The 19,407-nt window shown below is 60.1% G+C and carries 18 protein-coding genes and 1 pseudogene; 9 read left to right on the forward strand and 10 right to left on the reverse strand.

The annotated features are described in order from the left end of the window. Window positions 1–73 precede the first annotated feature (73 nt). Entirely contained in the window at window positions 74–682 is a 609-nt protein-coding gene (locus IFT76_RS08985; RefSeq protein ID WP_192057981.1) for a TetR/AcrR family transcriptional regulator, read from the reverse strand. 227 nt (window positions 683–909) lie between these two features. Here IFT76_RS08985 and IFT76_RS08990 point away from each other — a divergent pair, with 227 nt between their 5' ends. From IFT76_RS08990 to IFT76_RS09000, 3 genes are read left to right on the forward strand one after another with little or no spacing between them, the layout of a single operon-like run. Next, window positions 910–2,223 (forward strand): NtaA/DmoA family FMN-dependent monooxygenase, encoded by a 1,314-nt coding sequence (locus tag IFT76_RS08990; RefSeq protein WP_192057983.1) that lies wholly within the window; start codon window positions 910–912, stop codon window positions 2,221–2,223. A gap of 34 nt (window positions 2,224–2,257) precedes the next feature. Beyond that, window positions 2,258–2,998, forward strand: a complete 741-nt coding sequence (locus IFT76_RS08995; protein ID WP_192057985.1) for an NADPH-dependent F420 reductase — start codon at window positions 2,258–2,260, stop codon at window positions 2,996–2,998. A 46-nt stretch (window positions 2,999–3,044) separates the two neighbouring features. Beyond that, window positions 3,045–3,833, forward strand: coding sequence for an NADPH-dependent F420 reductase (locus IFT76_RS09000; RefSeq protein WP_192057986.1), 789 nt, complete (start codon window positions 3,045–3,047; stop codon window positions 3,831–3,833). 27 nt (window positions 3,834–3,860) lie between these two features. On the opposite strand, the gene IFT76_RS09005 is transcribed toward IFT76_RS09000, so the two are convergent. From IFT76_RS09005 to IFT76_RS09045, 9 genes are all read right to left on the reverse strand, one after another. Beyond that, window positions 3,861–4,589, reverse strand: a complete 729-nt coding sequence (locus IFT76_RS09005) for an amino acid ABC transporter ATP-binding protein (RefSeq protein WP_122476282.1) — start codon at window positions 4,587–4,589, stop codon at window positions 3,861–3,863. Next, window positions 4,586–5,272: an amino acid ABC transporter permease gene (locus tag IFT76_RS09010; RefSeq protein ID WP_192057988.1), complete on the reverse strand. Its 687-nt coding sequence runs from the start codon at window positions 5,270–5,272 to the stop codon at window positions 4,586–4,588. Before IFT76_RS09010 ends, IFT76_RS09005 begins: the two co-directional genes overlap by 4 nt. A gap of 3 nt (window positions 5,273–5,275) precedes the next feature. Next, complete coding sequence (locus IFT76_RS09015; protein ID WP_192052989.1) at window positions 5,276–6,004, reverse strand: amino acid ABC transporter permease; 729 nt, start codon at window positions 6,002–6,004, stop codon at window positions 5,276–5,278. A gap of 98 nt (window positions 6,005–6,102) precedes the next feature. Then, window positions 6,103–7,002, reverse strand: coding sequence for a transporter substrate-binding domain-containing protein (locus tag IFT76_RS09020; protein WP_192057990.1), 900 nt, complete (start codon window positions 7,000–7,002; stop codon window positions 6,103–6,105). Between the two features lie 52 nt (window positions 7,003–7,054). Further along, entirely contained in the window at window positions 7,055–8,257 is a 1,203-nt protein-coding gene (locus IFT76_RS09025) for a pyridoxal phosphate-dependent aminotransferase (RefSeq protein WP_192057992.1), read from the reverse strand. Between the two features lie 214 nt (window positions 8,258–8,471). After that, window positions 8,472–9,413, reverse strand: a complete 942-nt coding sequence (locus IFT76_RS09030) for a LysR family transcriptional regulator (RefSeq protein WP_122476272.1) — start codon at window positions 9,411–9,413, stop codon at window positions 8,472–8,474. A 69-nt stretch (window positions 9,414–9,482) separates the two neighbouring features. Continuing rightward, on the reverse strand, window positions 9,483–11,012 hold the full coding sequence (locus tag IFT76_RS09035) for a tripartite tricarboxylate transporter permease (protein ID WP_192057994.1): 1,530 nt from the start codon (window positions 11,010–11,012) through the stop codon (window positions 9,483–9,485). Continuing rightward, entirely contained in the window at window positions 11,009–11,542 is a 534-nt protein-coding gene (locus IFT76_RS09040) for a tripartite tricarboxylate transporter TctB family protein (protein ID WP_122476268.1), read from the reverse strand. The genes IFT76_RS09035 and IFT76_RS09040 overlap by 4 nt, the downstream gene beginning before the upstream one ends. Before the next feature lie 52 nt (window positions 11,543–11,594). After that, the gene (locus IFT76_RS09045; protein WP_185794374.1) at window positions 11,595–12,611 is read right to left on the reverse strand and encodes a tripartite tricarboxylate transporter substrate binding protein; all 1,017 of its coding nucleotides are present in this window, start codon (window positions 12,609–12,611) and stop codon (window positions 11,595–11,597) included. A 398-nt stretch (window positions 12,612–13,009) separates the two neighbouring features. Here IFT76_RS09045 and IFT76_RS09050 point away from each other — a divergent pair, with 398 nt between their 5' ends. The 6 genes and pseudogenes from IFT76_RS09050 to IFT76_RS20990 all read left to right on the forward strand — a co-directional run bounded on the left by IFT76_RS09050 (window position 13,010) and on the right by IFT76_RS20990 (window position 19,367). Next, window positions 13,010–13,966 carry an amidohydrolase family protein gene (locus tag IFT76_RS09050; RefSeq protein WP_192057996.1) on the forward strand — a complete coding sequence of 319 codons (957 nt, stop codon included), beginning with the start codon at window positions 13,010–13,012 and terminating at the stop codon, window positions 13,964–13,966. Further along, on the forward strand, window positions 13,963–15,021 hold the full coding sequence (locus IFT76_RS09055; protein WP_192057998.1) for a 4-hydroxythreonine-4-phosphate dehydrogenase PdxA: 1,059 nt from the start codon (window positions 13,963–13,965) through the stop codon (window positions 15,019–15,021). Before IFT76_RS09050 ends, IFT76_RS09055 begins: the two co-directional genes overlap by 4 nt. Then, window positions 15,018–16,193, forward strand: coding sequence for an L-rhamnonate dehydratase (locus IFT76_RS09060; protein ID WP_122476260.1), 1,176 nt, complete (start codon window positions 15,018–15,020; stop codon window positions 16,191–16,193). The genes IFT76_RS09055 and IFT76_RS09060 overlap by 4 nt, the downstream gene beginning before the upstream one ends. Before the next feature lie 53 nt (window positions 16,194–16,246). Beyond that, on the forward strand, window positions 16,247–17,242 hold the full coding sequence (gene araD1 / locus IFT76_RS09065; protein ID WP_192058000.1) for an AraD1 family protein: 996 nt from the start codon (window positions 16,247–16,249) through the stop codon (window positions 17,240–17,242). Window positions 17,243–17,384: 142 nt separating this feature from the next. Next, window positions 17,385–18,509, forward strand: a pseudogene (locus tag IFT76_RS20985) (HAMP domain-containing protein); the annotation flags it as partial. A 15-nt stretch (window positions 18,510–18,524) separates the two neighbouring features. Next, on the forward strand, window positions 18,525–19,367 hold the full coding sequence (locus tag IFT76_RS20990) for a methyl-accepting chemotaxis protein (RefSeq protein ID WP_425312007.1): 843 nt from the start codon (window positions 18,525–18,527) through the stop codon (window positions 19,365–19,367). Window positions 19,368–19,407: the final 40 nt, after the last annotated feature.

The raw sequence follows: 19,407 nt of genomic DNA on the forward strand, positions 1-19,407 counted from the left end.
GGCGTACAGGCAAATGGCGTGCTGCGCACTACTTGGTTAACACGGCGATGGGCGAGCAGGGAGATGAGCCATTTTACTTCTCATGAAGCCCATCTTGCGCAGAGACCGGTAGCGCCCAGCCAGTACGCAAGACCTCCTGCAAGGCCTGACGCGTATCGATGGCCCCGCCAGTATTGGCGCCTGCCCAAGCAATGGCCAACGCCGCAAGAAAGATGTCGCGTCCGGTCAGCGAAGGTCGCGCATCACCATTGCGCTGCGCAGCTTCAAGAAATACGTCGGAAGCATCGACGAGTGATTGACAGGTGGGACGGAGAACAGAACTCGGCTGGGACCAGGCCGCACGCAAAGGTTCCGGTAGCCCTTCGTATGCATTCATCCAGGTTCCCAAGGCTTCGATCCAACGGTCCAGCGCAATTCCAGGATCTGGCTCATCGGCTTGGATGGCCATGCGTGCTTGATCGAGATACGCATAGTGCACCTCCATCAGAGCAGCCAGCAGGGCGTCGCGCGTCGGAAAATGGCGGTACAAGGTCCCGGGGCCGACCCCTGCACGTTTGGCGATACTGTCCATGGAGACGTCGACGCCCTCATCGGCAAAGGCGAGGCCTGCGACTTCCAGAATATGGTTTCGGTTGCGCAATGCATCGGCCCGTGGGGGCCGTATCGAGGGTTGTGTAGGCATGGCTGTGATTTGGCTCTTGATATCCGGAGTGCATCTCCATATATTAGCTCAAGACAAGCGGAGGAGCTTTCCGTTTTTATGCATTGGCTAATACTGGGGAGTTAGGACGGCATGATAGATCCCTATCCGTGGCATTCGCCATACCAAGGTGTCCGGGTGGACACAGTCAGGCTCACCGGCACTGCCTATCTCAAGACAGGTGGCCGCAAGGCGGGAAGGTTATGAGCATGATGATCATCGGCCTGCATCTGGGTAACGGTTACGGTTCACAACCCGGCGCATGGCGCATGCCGTGGGTCGATCCTACAAATTACGTGAGCTTCGATGCGCGAGTACGTCAGGCGCGAGCGGCAGAGCGTGGAAAATTTCAGTTCATTTTCCTGCCCGATGGCCCTGGCGCGGTGGCTGATATTGAAAACGAGGCGCCTCATTTCAACCTTGATGTGATGATGACACTGGCAGCCGTGGCGCGTGGTACCGAACGCATAGGCTTAGTAGCCACTGGATCCACGACGTTCAATGAAGCATTCAACCTCGCGCGGCAATTCAAGGCGCTCGACATCATGAGCCATGGTCGCGCGGGTTGGAACGCCGTCACCTCAAGCGGCAATGACGTGGCCGCAAACTATGGCCAGCGAATCCCGTCCAGTGCAGATCGTTATGCGCGTGCCAACGAGTTTGCACAACTGGTGCAGTCTTTGTGGGGGAGTTGGGGCAAAAACGCGTGGGTTCACGACCAAGTCAGCGGGCAATTCGCAAAGGCGGATCAGATCGCACCCGTAGCGTTTCAGGGCCAGTACGTAGGCTCTCGCGGCCCTCTTTACATCCCTCCTTCCGAGCAAGGACAGCCAGTCGTTTTTCATGCGGGCGGCGGCCGCAATGCCTTTGAGTTTGCCGGTCGGTATGCAACTGCGGTGATCGGTGCGTGCTTCACAGTGGAAGATGCCCAGGCGCAGAGGCAGGCTTTTCGCAACGCAGCTGTAAACGCTGGTCGGCATCCGGATGAAATCAAATTCATTCCCGGTTTGATGACGACTATTGCGAACACCCGTCGCGAGGCGCTGGATCGTCGAACGATGCTCAACGAGCGCTATTTTGCCCAGCAGGCTGCTTACCTGGGGCAGATGTTAGGCCTGAGTTTCGATCTCGCGCTGATTGACCGACCGCTGTCGCCAATGCAGCTGGCGACAGCGCACCCATCGCCATTCGACCCGCGCGCGCTGCACGCGTTGGAGATTGCCCGCGAGGGTTGGAGTGTGAAAGACATATTGGCCCACGGCGTGATCGATTATCACCCGGCCATCGTCGGCCCACCCGTTGAAGCGGCAGACCATATGCAGAAATGGTTTGAGGCCGGGGCAGCTGACGGCTTCTGGATTTCACCCGACATCAACGACGACGGTATCGACGCATTTGTCGACGGCGTTGTCCCGACTCTTCAAGAACGTGGTCTTTTTCATCGAGATTATGAAGGTGCCACCCTGCGCGATCATCTGGACGCAACGGCCCAGTATGGCATCGATCCGCGCATTGCCACCTGACTCAACATCTACCCTAAACCCATGAGGACAGTATATGAAAATAGGTATTATCGGCGCAGGCAACATCGGCGGAACCCTCGCACGTAAACTCGTCGCCGCAGGCCATAAAGTCAAGTTGGCAGGATCCAAGGGGCCGACTGACATCCAGCAGTTTGCCGATCGAATAGGTGCCATCGCAGTCGCTTCGCATGAAGCCACACAAGATGTAGAAGTGATCATCTTGTCGATCCCGTTTGCAAGCATCCCGCAGGTTGCTGGGATCGTTGCCAGCGCTTCCCCAGAGGCCATTGTGATCGACACCTCGAACTATTATCCGCAGTTCGGTACACGTGTTGCGGAAGTCGATGCAGGCACGCCTGAAAGTGTGTGGTCGAGCGAGCAACTGGGGCGACCTGTCATCAAGACGTTCAACGCTGCACTGGCTAAAACATTGGCCGACGGCGGCAAGCCCAAAGGGACCATAGATAGGATCGCTATGCCCGTATCCGGTGACTCCCAGGCTGGAAAGGCAGTGGCATTTCAGCTGATCGAAGACGCCGGATTCGAGCCATTTGATGCAGGAAGCCTTGCGCTGTCATGGCGTCAGCAACCAGGCACGCCTGCCTACTGCACCGAACTGACGCTGCCAGAGCTCAAGTGGGCAGTGGCTCACGCCGTGAAAAAAATCGCTCCTCATCATCGTGACAGCCTGATGGCCGAGTTTGCAGCAAGCACAACGTCGCTCGACCACGACACTGTCATCAAGCGAAATCGAGAAGTTACGGCTCCCCACTGATGGCATGTCCCAAACACATGCAGATCTTCAGTGTGAGCGTCCAGTTATGCAACTCAAACAAAGCTTTACTTCATCTAAGGACACCCTCATGAAAATTGGCATTCTAGGAACCGGAAACATCGGCAAAACACTGGTTGTGCGTCTGAGCGAAGCAGGACATGACGTCAAGGTAGCCAATTCTCGAGGTCCTGACTCCATCGCTCCAGAACTGCTGGCGTCGGGTGCTCGAGCGGTAACGACCGAAGACGCACTGGTCGATGTTGAGGTCGTCATCCTGTCCATCCCTCTCAACCGCCTGCCTGGGATCGCCCCGCTTATCGCTAGTCTTCCGGCAGAGACGGTCGTGATCGACACCTCGAATTATTATCCTTTCCGCGACCAGAAGATCGATGCCATTGAGCGCGGCCAGGTAGAGAGTCTGTGGGTCACAGAGCAACTAGGCCGCCCGATAGCCAAAGCGTGGAATGCAATCGGATCGGCCTCGCTGGCCAAAAAAGGAAAGCCTGCCGGAGCAGCCGATCGGATCGCCATTCCGGTATCAGCCGATCGCGATCGTGATCGCGATGTGACCATGTCATTGGTCAATGATACGGGGCTGGACGCCGTTTACGCCGGTCCGCTGGCGGACTCCTGGCGCCAGCAGCCAGGGGCGCCTGTCTATTGCACGGATCTTTCGAACGCAGAAATCGAGCCTGCCCTGAAAGCCGCTGAGCGCGAGAGATTGCCAAAGCGCCGTGATCTGGGCGTAGCGGTTATGCAGGAACGGCTAGGAGATGGGACAACCAACCCCGACGAGGACTGGGGCGTGCGGCTGGTTCGGGCCATCAATATGTAAGCCTGGTTTCTGCGCCGGGTCGGGTACTCAATGCTGCAAGATCTTCGACAGAAAGCTGCGAGCACGATCGGAGCGGGGCGCGCTGAAGAACTCTTCGGATTTCACGTCCTCGATGATTTCGCCGCCGTCCATGAACACGATGCGGTCGGCGACCTTACGGGCGAACCCCATCTCGTGGGTGACGCACATCATGGTCATGCCTTCGCCTGCCAGCTCCACCATCACATCCAGCACTTCGTTGACCATTTCCGGGTCCAGCGCCGAGGTGGGTTCATCGAACAACATGGCGATGGGGTCCATGGCCAGGGCGCGGGCAATGGCGACTCGTTGCTGTTGGCCACCGGACAGCTGAATGGGGTACTTGTGCGCATGGGCCTTGAGGCCCACGCGCTCCAGGAGTGCCGTGCTCTTGCTGGTGGCGGTGGTGACATCGCGCTTGAGCACCTTGATCTGCGCCAGGTTGAGGTTCTCCACGATAGTCAGGTGCGGGAACAGCTCGAAATGCTGGAAGACCATGCCCACTCGGGCACGCAGTTTCGGCAGGTCGACACCGCGGCCGGTGACCGGTTGGCCGTCGATGGAGATCTGTCCTTCCTGCACCGGCTCCAAACCGTTCACGCACTTGATCAGGGTGCTCTTGCCCGAGCCGGACGGCCCGCACACCACCATCACCTCACCGCGCGACAGCTGGGTGGTGCAGTCTTTCAGGACCTGGAAATCGCCGTACCACTTGCTCAGGTTTTTCATCTGGATCATGCGGTTCTCTCCGTGCTTTTTTTCAGGCGTTTACTGAGCCGCGACAGCAGGTAGCAGATCACCAGGTACACCAGGGCCACGAACAGGTACAACTCCACCAGGCGTCCGTCGCGCTGGGCGAATTTGCTGGCTGCGCCGGTGAAGTCTGCGATCGACAGCACATACACCAGCGAGGTGTCCTGAAACAGGATGATGGTCTGGGTCAGCAGCAACGGCAGCATGCGCCGCAGTGCCTGCGGCAGGATCACGTAGAGCATCGCTTGCGACGGGCGCAGGCCCAGGGCCTGGGCTGCCTGTTTCTGACCGCCGGAAATACTCTGGATGCCGCCGCGGATGATTTCGCTGTAGTACGCCGCCTCGAACATGCAGAACGTCACGAAGGCAGTCACCACCGGGCCTATCTGCACGGGGCGTTCGGTGTGGAACGTCATCTGCAGCAGCAGCGGCATCAAAAAGTAGAACCAGAAGATCACCAGCACCAGCGGAATGCTGCGCATGACCGTGACGTAGCCCAGGGCGAAGCCGCGCATCACGCGGTTGCCCGACAAGCGCATCAATGCCAGCAGGGTGCCGACCACGATGCCCACCGACATCGCCACAAGTGTCAGTAACAAGGTGAACTTCAGGCCGTTCCACAGTGCGGGCATGGCTCGCACGATGACACTGGGGTCTAGATCGAACATGACTTACCTCGTCGCGCCGCGAACGGCCAGGGAGCTTTCGATACGACCCATGACGAACGTCATCAGCAGTGAAATGGCCACGTAGATCACCGTTGCCGCGGTAAAGGCTTCAAAGGTATTGAACGAGTATTCGCTGACGTTACGCGCCTGCGCGGTCAGCTCCATCAAGCCGATGGTCAGCGCTACCGAAGAGTTTTTCAGGGTGTTGAGTGCTTCGGACGTCAGCGGTGGGAACACCACGCGGATCGCCTGCGGCAGCAGTACGTTCAGGTACATCTGGGTGGGCCGCAGGCCGAGGGCGAGCGCCGCGCCGCGCTGGCCGTAGGCAACCGACTCGATGCCCGCCTTGAACAGCTCGGAAAGCTTGGCCGAGGTGAACAGGGTCAGGGCCACGACGGCACTGAAGAAAGACGGGTAGGGCAGGTCTTGCTTGAGGTAGTCGCCCCAGGAGAGGGGCAGCAGTTCGGGGACCACGAAGAAGCAGATGAACATCTGCACCAGCAGCGGGATATTGCGAAACACCTCGGTATACAGGTTGCCCAGCCATACCAGCGGGCGCACCGTACTGGTACGCAGGGTACCGACCGTGCCGCCAATCAGAAACGCCAGGGTGAACGCGAGGAGGGTGGTCGCCAGGGTCCAGCTCGTGCCGGTGACCAACCAATGCAAATACGAGGCGGATTCTCCGGGAGCAAAATCCCAGAACACGCTCCAGTTCCAGTTGTAATCCATGCCAACACCAACGTTCAGGGAGAAGCACTGCATGCAGCCAGGCGCACAGCGGCGCGGCGCATGTGCGCCGCGTCACTGCCTGGCGTGAAGGGGGCGGGTCAGACGCCGGTGTCGTTCGGATTGGCGATGGCTTGCTTCAATGCATCGCTCATCGGCAAGTTGATCGTGGCGTTTTTCGGCGGGATAGGCTGCTGGAACCAGGTCGGGTACAGCGTATCGATCACACCGGTGCTGTACAGGTTGCGCAGTACATCGTCGGCGAATGTCTTGAATTGAGGATCGTTCTTGCGGATGCCGATGGCGTAGGGTTCGGCTGACATTGGTTCAGGCAGCAAGGTGTAGGCGTCCGGGCTGCGGCTTTGCGCGATGGTTGCCATCAGCTGCACGTCGTCGTTGATATAGGCCACGGCGCGGCCGGTTTCCAGCATCAGGAAGGCTTCGCCGCCGTCCTTGGCGTTGAGGATTTTCAAGCCCAGCTGTTTTTCGCGGTCCAGGTTCTTGGTGATCCACTCGCCGCTGCCGCCGGTGATCACTACCACCGATTTGCCTTTCAGATCGGCCACGCTGTCGATGCCGGCGGTTTTCTTCACGGCGTATTTGGCGCTGGCGATGTAGCTGGTCAGCAGGAAACCGATCTGCTTCTGACGCTCGACGGTGTTGGTGGTAACGCCGCACTCCATGTCGATGGTGCCATTGATCAGCAGCGGGGTACGGGTGGCCGCAACGACCGATACGTACTCGGTCTTGAGGTTGGGCTCACCGACCTTGACCTTGATCTGGTCGACGATTTTCTTGCACAGCTCGATGCTGTAGCCGATAGGCTGCTGGGCGTCGTTGAGATAGGAGAAAGGCAGCGACGCATCGCGGTAGCCCAGCGTGACAGTGCCCACTTCCTTGATCTTTTTCAGTGTACCGGTCAGTTCTTCAGCCTGCGCAGCGCTGGCGCCCAGGCAAACCGCGACAACCAAGGCAAGCAGCTGTTTCTTTTGATCGAGCATGTAGATCTCCGATGTTGTTATGGCAGCTTTGGCACAACGAAAAGCGATAGCGTCAGCGCAGGGCTGAAAGCGCTTCGCGAATGGCAACGACAGCTTTGGTTATCTGTTCGCGTGAAGTGGCAAATGACAGTCGGAAGTACCCTGGCATGCCGAACGCCGCGCCCGGCACGACGGCGACACCGGCGTGATCGAGCAGGTAGGCCGACAGCGCTACGTCGTCCTCGAGCACCTGGCCTTGCGCCGTGGTGCGGCCGAACAACTGGCTGCATTCCGGAAAAGCGTAGAACGCACCGGCCGGCGCGCTCAGGCGCAGGCCCGGGCATTGGCTCAGGCCGTCTACCAGCAGCTTGCCGCGCTGGGCGTATTCCCTGGCGCAACGGCTGACGAAATCCTGCGGGCCTTCGAGCGCTGCGCGGGACGCTTCCTGGCTGATGGCGCTCGCGCCAGACGTGCTTTGTGACTGGATCTTGCTGATGGCGGCGATCAGACCTTTGGGCCCTGCGCCGTAGCCGATACGCCAGCCCGTCATGGCGTAGGCCTTGGCCACGCCGTTGATCAGCAGGGTGCGTTCGCGCAGGTGCGGGCAGGCGCTGGCGAATGACACGAAAGGCTGGTCGGCGAGCAGCACGTGCTCGTAGATTTCATCGGACATCACCAGCACATTGGGGAAATCCTCCAGCACCTTGCCCAGTGCCTGCAACTCGGCTTCAGAGTAGATCGCCCCGCAGGGGTTGGACGGCGAGTTGAGAATCAGCCAGCGACTCTTGTCGTTCAACGCGCTTTGCAGGGCCTGCGGCGTGAGCTTGAAGCCGGCATCGATGCCACAGGGAATCACCCGCACCACGCCGCCGTTCAAGGTGACGATATCGGAGTACGACACCCAATAGGGCGCGGGTATGACCACTTCGTCGCCGGGTTCCAGGGTTGCAACGAAGGTGTTGTAGATCACCTGCTTGGCGCCGTTGCCGACGGTGATTTCGTCGACGCTATAAGCCAGGTCGTTATCACGCTGAAACTTGGCGACGATGGCCTTGCGCAAGGGCAGGGTGCCCTGCGGTGCGGTATAGCGAGTGTGCCCGTCGAGCATCGCCTGATGCGCGGCCTCGATGATATGCGCAGGGGTGTCGAAGTCGGGTTCGCCCAGGCTCATGTCGACGATGTCGCGACCCTCACTGGACAGCTGCTTGGCACGCATGGAGATGACCATGCTGGGGGACGAGGAGATTTGGCGGACGCGTTCGCTTTCAAAATTCATGAAAAACAGCCTTCCTTTGGTCGTGCGCCAGGGCCTTTGAGACATCCTGTCGTTCTAGTTGTAGGACGTAGTATGACACGGGCGGCGCCCTCTGCAATCGCTCAAATACCTAAAAGTTCAGTGCGTTGAAAAGGGCGTTGCGAACGTCACGCGAAGCTCTCGAACGTTTAATTTGCGCGGTCTATTTATCAGTGTGCTTGATTCTTCTCGCCGCTCATTTGACCAACGCGTGCTCCGCGCGCACCGAGTTCATGAACGCCTGCATCGCTGACGATTGGATGCGATGGCGTCGGGTGATGAGCCCGAACGGTGGCAGGCGTGCTTCGAACTTGATTGGCAACACCGCCAGCAGATGTCGTCCGGGATAATCCTCGACCACCGACACCGGGGTGACGCCGAGCATGTCGGTCTGCTGTACCAAGGACAGCAAGGTCATGATCGAGGTGGTTTCGACGATGCTGCTGGGGATGTCCACGCGCGCGTTGTGAAACACCTGATTGATGATCGAGCGCATCGGGCTGGGATGCTGTTGCAACACCCAGGTCATGTTCTGCAACTCGGCCCAACTCAGCTGTTTTTCCTTGGACAAAGGATGTTGTGCGCCGGCGATCACGCACAGGGCTTCCTCACCCAGGCTGTCGAACAACAGTTCTTCGGCCCTGGCGCCGGCCGGAATCCGCCCCAGCACGATGTCCAGTTGATCCTGCAACAGCGCCTGCACCAGCACGTCGCTGGTGTCGACCTGAATGCTCATCGACAGGCGAGGGTGGCTTTGTTTCAAGGTGGCGATGGTGCGGGTCAACAAGCCCGAGGCCAGTGCCGGAATCGCACCGACGGCGACCCGGCCGAGGTTGCCGGATTCCAGCGCCACCAGTTCCTCGCGCATGCCGCTCAATTCAGCGAAGACCATGCGCGCGTAGTAAGTGACGGTTTCGCCGAACGGCGTAGGGCGCATGCCGCGTGGCAGGCGCTCGAAGAGTTCGACACCGAGCAGATCCTCGGCCTCGTGCAGCATCTTGGTCGCGGCGGGTTGGGTCATGCCGATATGATCGGCGGCGCGGCGCAATGAACCGAATTCCTGCAGCGTCAGCATCAGCCGCAGTTGGCGCAGGCGCAGGCGGCCGTGGATCACGTTGGCATCGGGAATTCGGGTCATGGGCCGGGCTCGCGAAAATGAACTGCGGCAAGCCTGACAACAAATGCCAGGCGTTGCCAGCACGGCGTGTCACAGCACCGATTTTGTCTTCGGCAATTGGGATTTGCGCAGGCCCAGCACGGTTTGCAGCACTTTGGAGATCAGCGGCCAGAACAGCATCAGCAGAGCCGCCGTGGTCAAGCCGCCCACCAATGGGTTGGACCAGAAGATGCCGATGTGACCGTCCGAGAACAGCATCGACTGCCGGAACGCATCTTCCGCCTTGTCGCCCAACACCGCTGCCAGCACCAGCGGCGCAATCGGGTAGCCCAGCTTCTTGAACAGGTAACCCAGGGCGCCGAAGCCCAGCATCAACACCACGTCGAAGAACGAGTTGTGCACCGAGTACGCGCCGATGGCGCAGACCATGATGATGATCGGCGCGATGATCGAGAACGGAATGCGCAGGATCGAAGCGAACAGCGGCACGGTGGCCAGCACCACGATCAGACTCACCACGTTGCCCAGGTACATGCTCGCAATCAGCCCCCAGACAAAGTCATGCTGCTCGACGAACAATGTCGGCCCGGGGTGCAGGCCCCAGATCATCAGGCCACCGAGCATCACTGCCGCGGTTGCCGAGCCGGGAATGCCCAGGGTCAGCATCGGCAGCAGCGCGCTGGTGCCTGCCGCGTGGTCGGCGGTTTCCGGGGCGATCACGCCTTCGAGTTCACCCTTGCCGAAGTTCTCGCGGTTTTTCGAGAAGCGCCGCGCCAGGCTGTAGCTCATGAACGAGGCCGCCGTCGGCCCGCCCGGGGTGATGCCCATCCAGCAACCCACCAGGGTGCTGCGCACGATCGTCCACCAGTACCGCGGCAGCTTGGCCCAGGTGCGCAGGATGACCATCGGTGTGATACGCGCATGCTCACCGCGAAACACCAGGCCTTCCTCGACGGTGCAGAGAATCTCGCCGATGCCGAACAGGCCGATCACTGCCACTTCGAAACTGATCCCGGTCATCAGGATCGGTTGGTCGAACGTCAGGCGCAGGTTGCCGGACACCGTGTCCATGCCGACGGCTGCCATGGCGAAGCCGATCATCATGGCGACCACGGTTTTCAGGGGTGGATTCTTGCTCATGCCGATGAACGTGCAGAACGCCAGCAGATACACCGCAAAGAACTCCGGCGAACTGAAGGACATGGCGAACTCGGCGATGCGTGTCGACAGGAACGTCAGCAGCAGGACACCGGCGAGGGCACCGATCAGCGCCGAGCTGAATGCGGCGGTCAATGCTTCTGCCGCGCGGCCTTCGCGGGCCATCGGGTAGCCGTCGAAGGTGGTCGCCACCGATGACGGCTCGCCGGGTATGTTGAACAGAATCGAGGTGATCGAGCCGCCGAACAGCGCACCCCAGTACATGCACGACAGCAGAATGATCGCCGACACCGGCGACATGGTGAATGTCAGCGGCAACAGCAACGCCACGCCGTTGGGTGCGCCGAGACCGGGCAACACCCCTACCAGAATACCCAACAGCACGCCGATCACCATCAGGCCGATGTGGCCCGGGGTCAGGATCAGGTTCATGCCCTGCAACAAGGAATCGAATTCGCTCATTTGAAATATCTCACGGTCTGGGCAATCCATTCGCCCAATGGACCGCCATCCAGCGGGACCTTGAACCACAGCGCAAAGATCAGGTAGCTGGCAAGCACTGCACCGAGGGAGATGCCTGCGATCTTCCATTTGCTGTAGGGCGTGGCGCGTGCCTTGTCACTCCACATGAACCAGGCAATGAAGCAGGCCGATGACACATAGATGCCCACCAGCGGCATCGCGCCGACGAACAGGGCAATCGGGATGAACACCGACAACACCTGGCCAAAGGCGCTGCGGCTGACGAACGCAATACTCAGCGCTTTCCAGCGCACCAGGGTCAACACGCCGTTGCCCAGGCTGGCGGCGCTGAGCAGCAGGCCAATGTAGAAAGGGAAGTAACCCGGCTCGGGGCCGGAGTCGCCCCAGCCGATACCCTGTTCGACGCTGCCGAACATCACCACCACGCCTATCAGCGTGGTGAAGAGTGTCAGGCCAAGTTCAACCCAGCGGGTGCCGACCAGCGCCGGTGAATCCGAAGAATGGGACATGAAACACCTCCAGCAGATGACGGCCGTCCTTAGGCGGACGGCCGCAGGCGACTCAGTTTTTCAGCCAGCCGGCTTCCTTGAACACCGGTGTCACGCGGGCGGTGTCTTTTTCGATGTAGGCGGTCAGCGGCTCGCCTTCGAGGAAGGTCGGTACCAATGCATTCTGCTTGACGTAGGCCTTGAACTCCGGCGTCTCGGTGACCTTGCGCATCAGTTCGACATAGAACGCGCGCTGTTCGGCGGTCACGTCGCCTGGCATGAACACGGTGCGCGGGAAGCGATATTGATCGATGCCCAGGCCTTGTTCGTAACAGGTTGGTACGTCGGCCCAGGATTTGTCGCCGGCCACTTTGTCGGTGTAGGTCATGCGCTCTTTACTGAACACGCACAGCGGCTCGATCTGGTCGCCGCGCCATTGGCTGATGCTTTCGCTGGGGTTGTTGACGTTGGCGGCGATGTGCTTGCCGGCCAGTTGGGTCGCGGCTTCGCTGCCACTCTTGAACGGGATGTAGACCAGCTTGCTGTTGTTGGTCTGGTTCAGCAGCAAGGTCAATGTCTGGTCGACATCCTTGGATTGGCTGCCGCCCATGCGCATTTTTGCGGGGTCAGCCTGGGCCGCCTGGTAGAAGCCTTTGGCGTCTTTCCATGGCGCGTCCTTGTAGCTCCACAGGATGAAGTCATCCTCGGCGACGGCCGCCACAGGGGTCAGTTCCTGCCATTGGTAACCGAGCTTGGCCACCAGCGGCAGCAGGTAGATGTTATTGGTGCCGATCACCAGTTTTTCCGGATCGCCCTTGTTCATCTTCAGGTCAAGAAACGCTTCGGCGCCATTGCCGCCGCCCTTGTTGAGGACGATGGTGTTGACGTCGAGCAGCTTGTGCGTGGAGATGATCGACTGAATCAGGCGGCCCAACTGGTCGGTGCCGCCCCCGGGCCCACCCGCGACGACGATTTCGACATTCTTGTCCGGTTGCCAGGCCGCCGTGGCGAGCGCTGGAAAAGCGCCGGCAGCGGCCATGGAGCAGCCGAGCATGAGAAGGGATGTGCGACGGACGAATGCATTTCGCATGGAAAGAGCCTCGTTTTCTTGTAGTTGTTATAAGTGACTTGTCTGAGCGGTCGAACCGCAAGCCTGGAGTGAGTGTGGGAAGGTGCAGGCTCCGCGTCTAGTCAAAACAATACATACACCGATAACCAGGGGTTATAGCTAGCCCCGCACAAAGCTGCGCAGCAGGGTGTAAGTGCCGGTCCAGAGCCATTTCATAAGAAACTCCGGCTCGCTGCAACCCATCCGCAGACACGCGAAAACCCCGTTGAGATAACTCCAGGCTATCGCTCTATTCCAAGTTTTGATTGGACGGTTATCGGGGAGCCTTCGATAGTGCACACCAACGCCGTATTTTGCGGTGGATTGCACCCAGAAGAACGATCAATCAAAAGAACAATAAATCACCAATGAGGTGCGCCATGGCCGAGCTGTGGAACGGTCCGATCATCGATGCCCATCATCATTTCTGGGATCCTTCGATCAATCCCCATCCGTGGCTGGCAGCCGATGCCAGTGTGGCGTTCCGCTATGGCGATTACAGCGCGATCAAACGTAGCTACCTGCCCGACGATTACCTCGCCGATACCGGTACTCACCAGGTCGTGCAGACGGTGTACATCGAATCGGAATGGGACCCGCAGGACCCGGTGGGCGAAACCCGTTTCGTCGAACAACTCGCCCGCCGTTACGGTTTGCCCAATGCGATCGTCGCGCAAGCCTGGCTGGATCATCCCGAGGCCGCCGCCGTACTGGCCGAGCAAGCCTCCTACAAATGCGTGCGCAGCGTGCGCCACAAGCCTGGAGGCCCGACCACAAGGGCGCAGGTCGGGCGCGTGCGCAGCCTGATGAGCGACGAGCGTTGGCGGCGCAGTTATGCCGTGCTGCAAGGGCTGGGCTTGCATTTCGACCTGCAGACACCGTGGTGGAATCTGCATGAGGCGGAATGGCTGGCGCGGGATTTTCCGGGCACCACGCTGATTCTCAACCATGCCGGCTTGCCCAATGACCGCAGCGCCGAAGGCCTGGCCGCCTGGCGGCTGGCCATGGCGCGGCTGGCCGAGTGGCCGAACGTGCAGGTGAAGGTGTCAGGGCTCGGCCAGCTGCGCCAGGCGTGGCGGGCCAAGGACAACGCCTGGATCGTGCGCGAGGTGATCGCGATGTTCGGCACCCACCGCGTGATGTTCGCCAGCAATTTTCCGGTGGACAGCCTCTGTGGCTCGTTCGACGTCATCTACAACGGATTCAAATCCATCGTTGCCGATCTGCCATTGGCCGATCAGGAGCGTTTGTTCTACAGCAATGCGCAGCGCGTCTATCGCTGCGAGCCGGGCACCCTTGACCGGACACGGCCTGAACCCTTGAGGAGTGAAGCATGAACAAGACATCCATCGCCATGGTCCTTGGCGACCCGGCGGGCATCGGCCCGGAACTGATCGCACGGCTGCTCGCCGAGCCCTCGGTGCGCAGCCAGGCCAACGTGATCCTGATCGCCGACGAAGCGGAAATGCAGCGCGGCATGCGCATCGCCGGAATGGAATTTCCTTACCGCCGCGTGGAATCGCTCGAGCAGTTGTCGTTCGTCGATGACACGCCGCTGTTGTATGACTTTCGCGGCGACACCGTGGGCGAATTTGCCCGCAGTGAAGCCAGTGTCATCGGCGGTCGCTACAGCCTCGACACCCTTGAACAGGCGTTGCGCTTGACCGAAGCCGGCACTACCAACGCCGTGCTGTTCGGCCCGTTGAACAAGACCTCGCTGCACATGGCCGGCATGGCCCACAGCGATGAGCTGCATTGGTTCGCCGAGTTGCTGGGCTTCGATGGGCCGTTCTGCGAATTCAACGTGCTCGACAACCTGTGGACCTCGCGCGTGACCTCGCACGTTGCCCTGGCCGACGTGCCGGGCCTGCTCTCGCAGACCAGGGTGATCGAAGCGATTCAGCTGATCGACACCGCGCTCAAGCGCAGCGGCCTGGCAAAACCGCGCATCGGCGTCTGTGGGCTGAACCCGCACAACGGCGACAACGGCTCGTTCGGTCGCGAAGAGCTGGACATCATCGGCCCGGCAGTGCGTTCGGCGCAGGCCATGGGTATTGCCGCGGAAGGCCCGTATCCGGGCGATACGATTTTCCTCAAGGTCCAGGGCGATGCCAGTGCCTTTGATGCAGTGGTCACGATGTACCACGACCAAGGGCAGATCGCGATCAAACTGATGGGCTTCTCCCGCGGCGTAACGGTGCAGGGCGGCTTGCCGATCCCGATCACCACCCCGGCCCACGGCACCGCGTTCGATATTGCCGGGCAGGGCAAAGCCAATGTCGGCGCCATTCGCCAAGCGTTCGAAATTGCCTGCCGGATGGGCGGGCAACAGCTACTGAACACGACTCGACAATTACAAGAAACCGGCAGCGCAAGGAACCTGAATCCATGAAAATCAAAGCCATCCGTACCCGCGTTTTCGAGTGGAAAGGCAAAGTCGTTCCGCCCCAGGCGCACTTCTGCACCAACGCCAGTGACATTCTGTTCGAGCGCGGCGACGCCATGGGCTCGTTCCGTTTCCACGGCTGGCTGGTGGTGGAAGTGGAGACCGACACCGGTCTGGTCGGCATCGGTAACTGCGCCCTGGCGCCACGTGTGGCCAAGGAAATCATCGACACCTATCTGGCGCCGATCGCCATAGGTGAAGACCCGTTCGACAACGAGTACATCTGGCAGAAAATGTACCGCCAGAGTCACGCCTGGGGCCGCAAGGGCATTGGCATGGCGGCGATCTCGGCAATCGACATCGCGATCTGGGACATCATGGGCAAGGCGGTCAACAAACCGGTGTTCAAACTGCTGGGTGGCCGTACCAAGGAAAAGATCTGGACCTACGCCTCCAAGCTCTACGCCAATGACAACCTCGACCTGTTTCTCGAAGAGGCTCAGGGCTATTTGAACCAGGGCTTCACCGCGCTGAAAATGCGTTTCGGCTATGGCCCGAAAGACGGCCCGGCCGGCATGCGCAAGAACATCGAACAAGTGCGCGCCCTGCGTGAACTGGCCGGCCCCGACGTCGATATCATGCTCGAGTGCTACATGGGCTGGACCCTGGAATACGCCCGACGCATGCTGCCCAAGCTCGCCGAGTTCGAACCGCGCTGGCTCGAAGAGCCGGTGATTGCCGACGACATCGAAGGCTACATCGAGCTGAAGAAGATGGGCATCATGCCGATCTCCGGCGGTGAGCACGAATTCACTTCCTACGGTTTCAAGGACTTGCTCGAACGCCGTGCGATCGACGTGATCCAGTACGACACCAACCGTGTCGGTGGCATCACCGCTGCCCGCAAGATCAACGCCATGGCCGAAGCCTGGTCGGTGCCCGTCATCCCGCACGCCGGGCAAATGCACAACTATCACCTGACCATGTCGACCACGGCGTCGCCGATGGCCGAGTTCTTCCCGGTGTTCGATGTCGAGGTCGGCAATGAACTCTTCTATTACGTGTTCAAGGGCGAGCCACAACCGGTCAACGGCTACATTCAGCTCGACGACAATACCCCGGGTCTGGGCCTGGAAATCTCCGATGAATACCTGAGCGACTTCAACATCATCGAGTGACCCTTTGGCGCCGCTTGCGGGCGGCGCCAACCATGACGTTCCGGAGGCCACACATGCGTCTGATTCAATTCGAAAACACCGACGGGGGACGCCAGGTTGGCGTTGTCGAGGGCGCCCACGTCCAGGTGGTCAATGATACCCGCACGACCCGAGAGCTCGCTCTGGCGGCCATTCGCGGTCACCACGGCCTGGCCGATGAAGTGGCCGCCCGTGGCACGCGACCGGGTCCGGACTATGCGCAGTTGTTGCAAGAGCGCCGCGTATTGCCGCCGCTCGATCACGAAGACCCTGCGCATTGCCTGATCAGCGGCACCGGCCTGACTCACCTGGGCAGCGCTTCGGCGCGCGACAAGATGCACCAGCAAGAAGGCGCCGTCGAAGCCGGCATGACCGACACCATGCGCATCTTCAAATGGGGCCTGGAAGGCGGCAAACCGGCAGAAGGCCAAGCCGGCGCGCAACCGGAATGGTTCTACAAGGGTGACGGCAGCATCGTCGTGCGGCCGGGGGCCGATTTCCCTGTTCCACCCTTCGCCGAAGATGCCGGCGAAGAACCGGAACTTACCGGGCTGTATGTGATTGGTGAGGATGGCCAGCCGTACCGCGTCGGCTATGCCCTGGGCAACGAGTTCTCCGACCATGTCATGGAGCGGCGCAACTACCTCTACCTTGCCCATTCCAAATTACGCTTCTGCGCCTACGGTCCGGAACTGCGCGTGGGTGCATTGCCAGCGCATCTTGCCGGCACCAGCCGCATCATTCGCAATGGCCAAACGCTCTGGGAAAAGGAGTTTCTCAGCGGCGAAGACAACATGTGCCACAGCCTCGCCAACCTTGAATTCCATCACTTCAAATACGCGCAGTTCCTGCGTCCGGGCGATGTCCACGTGCATTACTTCGGCACCGCGACACTGTCGTTTGCCGACGGCGTGAAAACCCAGCCGGGTGATCGCTTCCAGATCAGCCTTGATGCGTTTGGCGCACCTCTGGAAAACGGCATCGGCGAAAGCGCCGAGCCTTTGGCGATCGGTCAGGTGAACGCGCTCTGATCGCACTATATAAGCAAGCCGTGCACGCTCCTGATGAACCGAGATGTTCACGTTTTATCAGGGCTTGCACTCATGCGACAAAGTTCCGCGCCGATAAGGTTATACAAGATCAATAACTCCACACCTTGCGGATGCGCCCCTCATGCTGCACACCATTCAAACTCGCTATACCGCTACTTTCGTAGGCTTCGTTCTGCTCGTCGCGGTGCTGACGGCGATAGGGGTCAATTACTTCATCACGCCCAGCCTTACAAGCACCGATGAACGCAAGTTGGTCACTGAGGCAGGGGAAATCAGTGCCGTCATCAAGCGCGAGTTGGCCCGGGTGCAGGCGCAGCAGCGGGTGATTACCGAGACGGTTGCGCAACTGGACAGCGACAGTATCGACCGCCTGCTGCCCAGCATGGTCAACCAGTATGGCGAGTCGAAGGTATTCGGCGGAGGTATCTGGCCGCTTCCCGATAAACGTACCGTGGGCCGGGCCAAGCACAGTACGTTCTATCACCGCGATGCCAGCGGCAAGTTGATAGTCAACACGCACTGGAACTCGCCTGAATCGAAAAACTACTTTGAGCAGTCCTGGTACCTCGGTGGGCTCAAGGCCCCTGCGGGGCAGTGCAACTGGGCCTCGGCCTACCAGGACGATGCCAGCCCGGAGCCGCGCACCAACTGCGCGATGGCCATTACCAAGGACGGCGCCGCCTATGGCGTTGCGACCATCGATGTGACGCTGGGCTTCTTCAATGAGCTGATCGCGCAGAAAGAGCGTGAGATCAACGCGCAACTGATGATCGTCGAGAGCGACGGCAAAGTCCTGAGCAACCAGCCGGAGATTCCAGGCAACAACGTACTGAAGAATCTCGGCGACCTGGCTGGCCAATACCCCTTTGCTGCAGCATTGCAGGGTCTGCTGAAAACTCCCGGTGCCACGCGTTCGACGTTCATCGGCAGCGAGGGCAAGGAATACACCTTGCTCCTGATGCCCGTCGAAGGCACGCCGTGGCAGATGGCGGTAGCCCAACCCACTGAAGTGCTGACGGCGCAAAGCAGCCATGTGCTCACGACCCTGGCGATGCTGCAGATCCCGATGGTGGTGATCATGCTGCTGGTCATCGTGTTCGCCCTCAGGCAACTGATGAACCGTTTGGCGGTGCTCAAGACCAATATCGATACGTTGTCGGCCGGTGATGCCGACCTGACCAAGCGCATCGTCATTCGCGCCGAGGACGAAGTTGGCGCAGTGGGCCACTCGATCAACCGTTTCATCGTCTATTTGCAGAAAATGATCAGTGAAGTGTCCGACTCGTCTTCTTTGATTGCCGAGGGTATCGAGCAGCTACGCGGACAGTCGCGCGGCACCAACAGCATTCTGACTCGCCACGCCAATGAAACCGATCAAGCGGTGACGGCCATCACCGAGATGAGCTCCACCGCCGATGACGTCGCCCGCAATGCCGCTCAAACCGCGAGCATGACCCAGGTGGCGAGCGAGAAGGCCCGGCATTCAAAAGTGGTGGTCGAAGATGCCTCGAGCAGTGTCCGCGAACTGATCTCGGAAGTGGAAGACGCCACTACCAAGGTCAGGGCCATGGAACACGATGCCCAGCGTATCAATTCTGTACTGGGCGTGATTGGTGACATTGCCGGGCAGACCAATCTACTCGCGCTCAACGCTGCGATCGAGGCGGCGCGCGCAGGTGAACAAGGCCGCGGTTTTGCAGTGGTTGCCGATGAAGTGAGGGCCTTGGCAGGGCGTACCCAGTCCAGCACCTCGGAAATCAATGAAATGCTCAACCGTCTGCAGCAGGGTGTCAGTGCTGCCGTGGTGGCGATGGAGAGCACCAAGGCGCGCTGTCAGGCCACGGTCGACAAGACCTCCAGGGTGAACGAAGGCTTGGATGCGATGACCGAATCGGTTGTGTGCATCAACGACCTCAGCACGCAGATAGCCACCGCAGCTGAAGAGCAGAGCGCCGTCAGCGAAGAGGTCAATCGCAACATGGTAGCGGTGCGGCAGATAGTCGAAGACCTGGTGGCAGGAGGCGCGCAGACCGAGAAGAGCACGTCTGCGCTCGCCGCATCCAACGCCAATCTGATCGCTGTGGTGCGACGCTTCAAGGTGTGAGGACGGGCTAAGGCTGCTGTGACGAACGGCAGCCCAGGCT

The organism is Pseudomonas sp. CFBP 13727 (assembly GCF_014841915.1).
Lineage (GTDB): Bacteria > Pseudomonadota > Gammaproteobacteria > Pseudomonadales > Pseudomonadaceae > Aquipseudomonas > Aquipseudomonas baltica.

What these genes read in the sequence shown, in the direction of transcription:
- IFT76_RS09045 (WP_185794374.1), bottom strand. Translation starts at nt 12,611, where the DNA reads ATGCGAAATGCATTCGTCCGTCGCACATCCCTTCTCATGCTCGGCTGC.
- IFT76_RS09025 (WP_192057992.1), bottom strand. Translation starts at nt 8,257, where the DNA reads ATGAATTTTGAAAGCGAACGCGTCCGCCAAATCTCCTCGTCCCCCAGC.
- IFT76_RS09055 (WP_192057998.1), top strand. Translation starts at nt 13,963, where the DNA reads ATGAACAAGACATCCATCGCCATGGTCCTTGGCGACCCGGCGGGCATC.
- IFT76_RS09050 (WP_192057996.1), top strand. Translation starts at nt 13,010, where the DNA reads ATGGCCGAGCTGTGGAACGGTCCGATCATCGATGCCCATCATCATTTC.
- IFT76_RS08985 (WP_192057981.1), bottom strand. Translation starts at nt 682, where the DNA reads ATGCCTACACAACCCTCGATACGGCCCCCACGGGCCGATGCATTGCGC.
- IFT76_RS09020 (WP_192057990.1), bottom strand. Translation starts at nt 7,002, where the DNA reads ATGCTCGATCAAAAGAAACAGCTGCTTGCCTTGGTTGTCGCGGTTTGC.
- IFT76_RS09040 (WP_122476268.1), bottom strand. Translation starts at nt 11,542, where the DNA reads ATGTCCCATTCTTCGGATTCACCGGCGCTGGTCGGCACCCGCTGGGTT.
- IFT76_RS09030 (WP_122476272.1), bottom strand. Translation starts at nt 9,413, where the DNA reads ATGACCCGAATTCCCGATGCCAACGTGATCCACGGCCGCCTGCGCCTG.
- IFT76_RS09010 (WP_192057988.1), bottom strand. Translation starts at nt 5,272, where the DNA reads ATGTTCGATCTAGACCCCAGTGTCATCGTGCGAGCCATGCCCGCACTG.
- IFT76_RS09000 (WP_192057986.1), top strand. Translation starts at nt 3,045, where the DNA reads ATGCAACTCAAACAAAGCTTTACTTCATCTAAGGACACCCTCATGAAA.
- IFT76_RS09060 (WP_122476260.1), top strand. Translation starts at nt 15,018, where the DNA reads ATGAAAATCAAAGCCATCCGTACCCGCGTTTTCGAGTGGAAAGGCAAA.
- IFT76_RS08995 (WP_192057985.1), top strand. Translation starts at nt 2,258, where the DNA reads ATGAAAATAGGTATTATCGGCGCAGGCAACATCGGCGGAACCCTCGCA.
- IFT76_RS09005 (WP_122476282.1), bottom strand. Translation starts at nt 4,589, where the DNA reads ATGATCCAGATGAAAAACCTGAGCAAGTGGTACGGCGATTTCCAGGTC.
- IFT76_RS09015 (WP_192052989.1), bottom strand. Translation starts at nt 6,004, where the DNA reads ATGGATTACAACTGGAACTGGAGCGTGTTCTGGGATTTTGCTCCCGGA.
- IFT76_RS20990 (WP_425312007.1), top strand. Translation starts at nt 18,525, where the DNA reads ATGATCAGTGAAGTGTCCGACTCGTCTTCTTTGATTGCCGAGGGTATC.
- IFT76_RS08990 (WP_192057983.1), top strand. Translation starts at nt 910, where the DNA reads ATGATGATCATCGGCCTGCATCTGGGTAACGGTTACGGTTCACAACCC.
- IFT76_RS09035 (WP_192057994.1), bottom strand. Translation starts at nt 11,012, where the DNA reads ATGAGCGAATTCGATTCCTTGTTGCAGGGCATGAACCTGATCCTGACC.
- araD1 (WP_192058000.1), top strand. Translation starts at nt 16,247, where the DNA reads ATGCGTCTGATTCAATTCGAAAACACCGACGGGGGACGCCAGGTTGGC.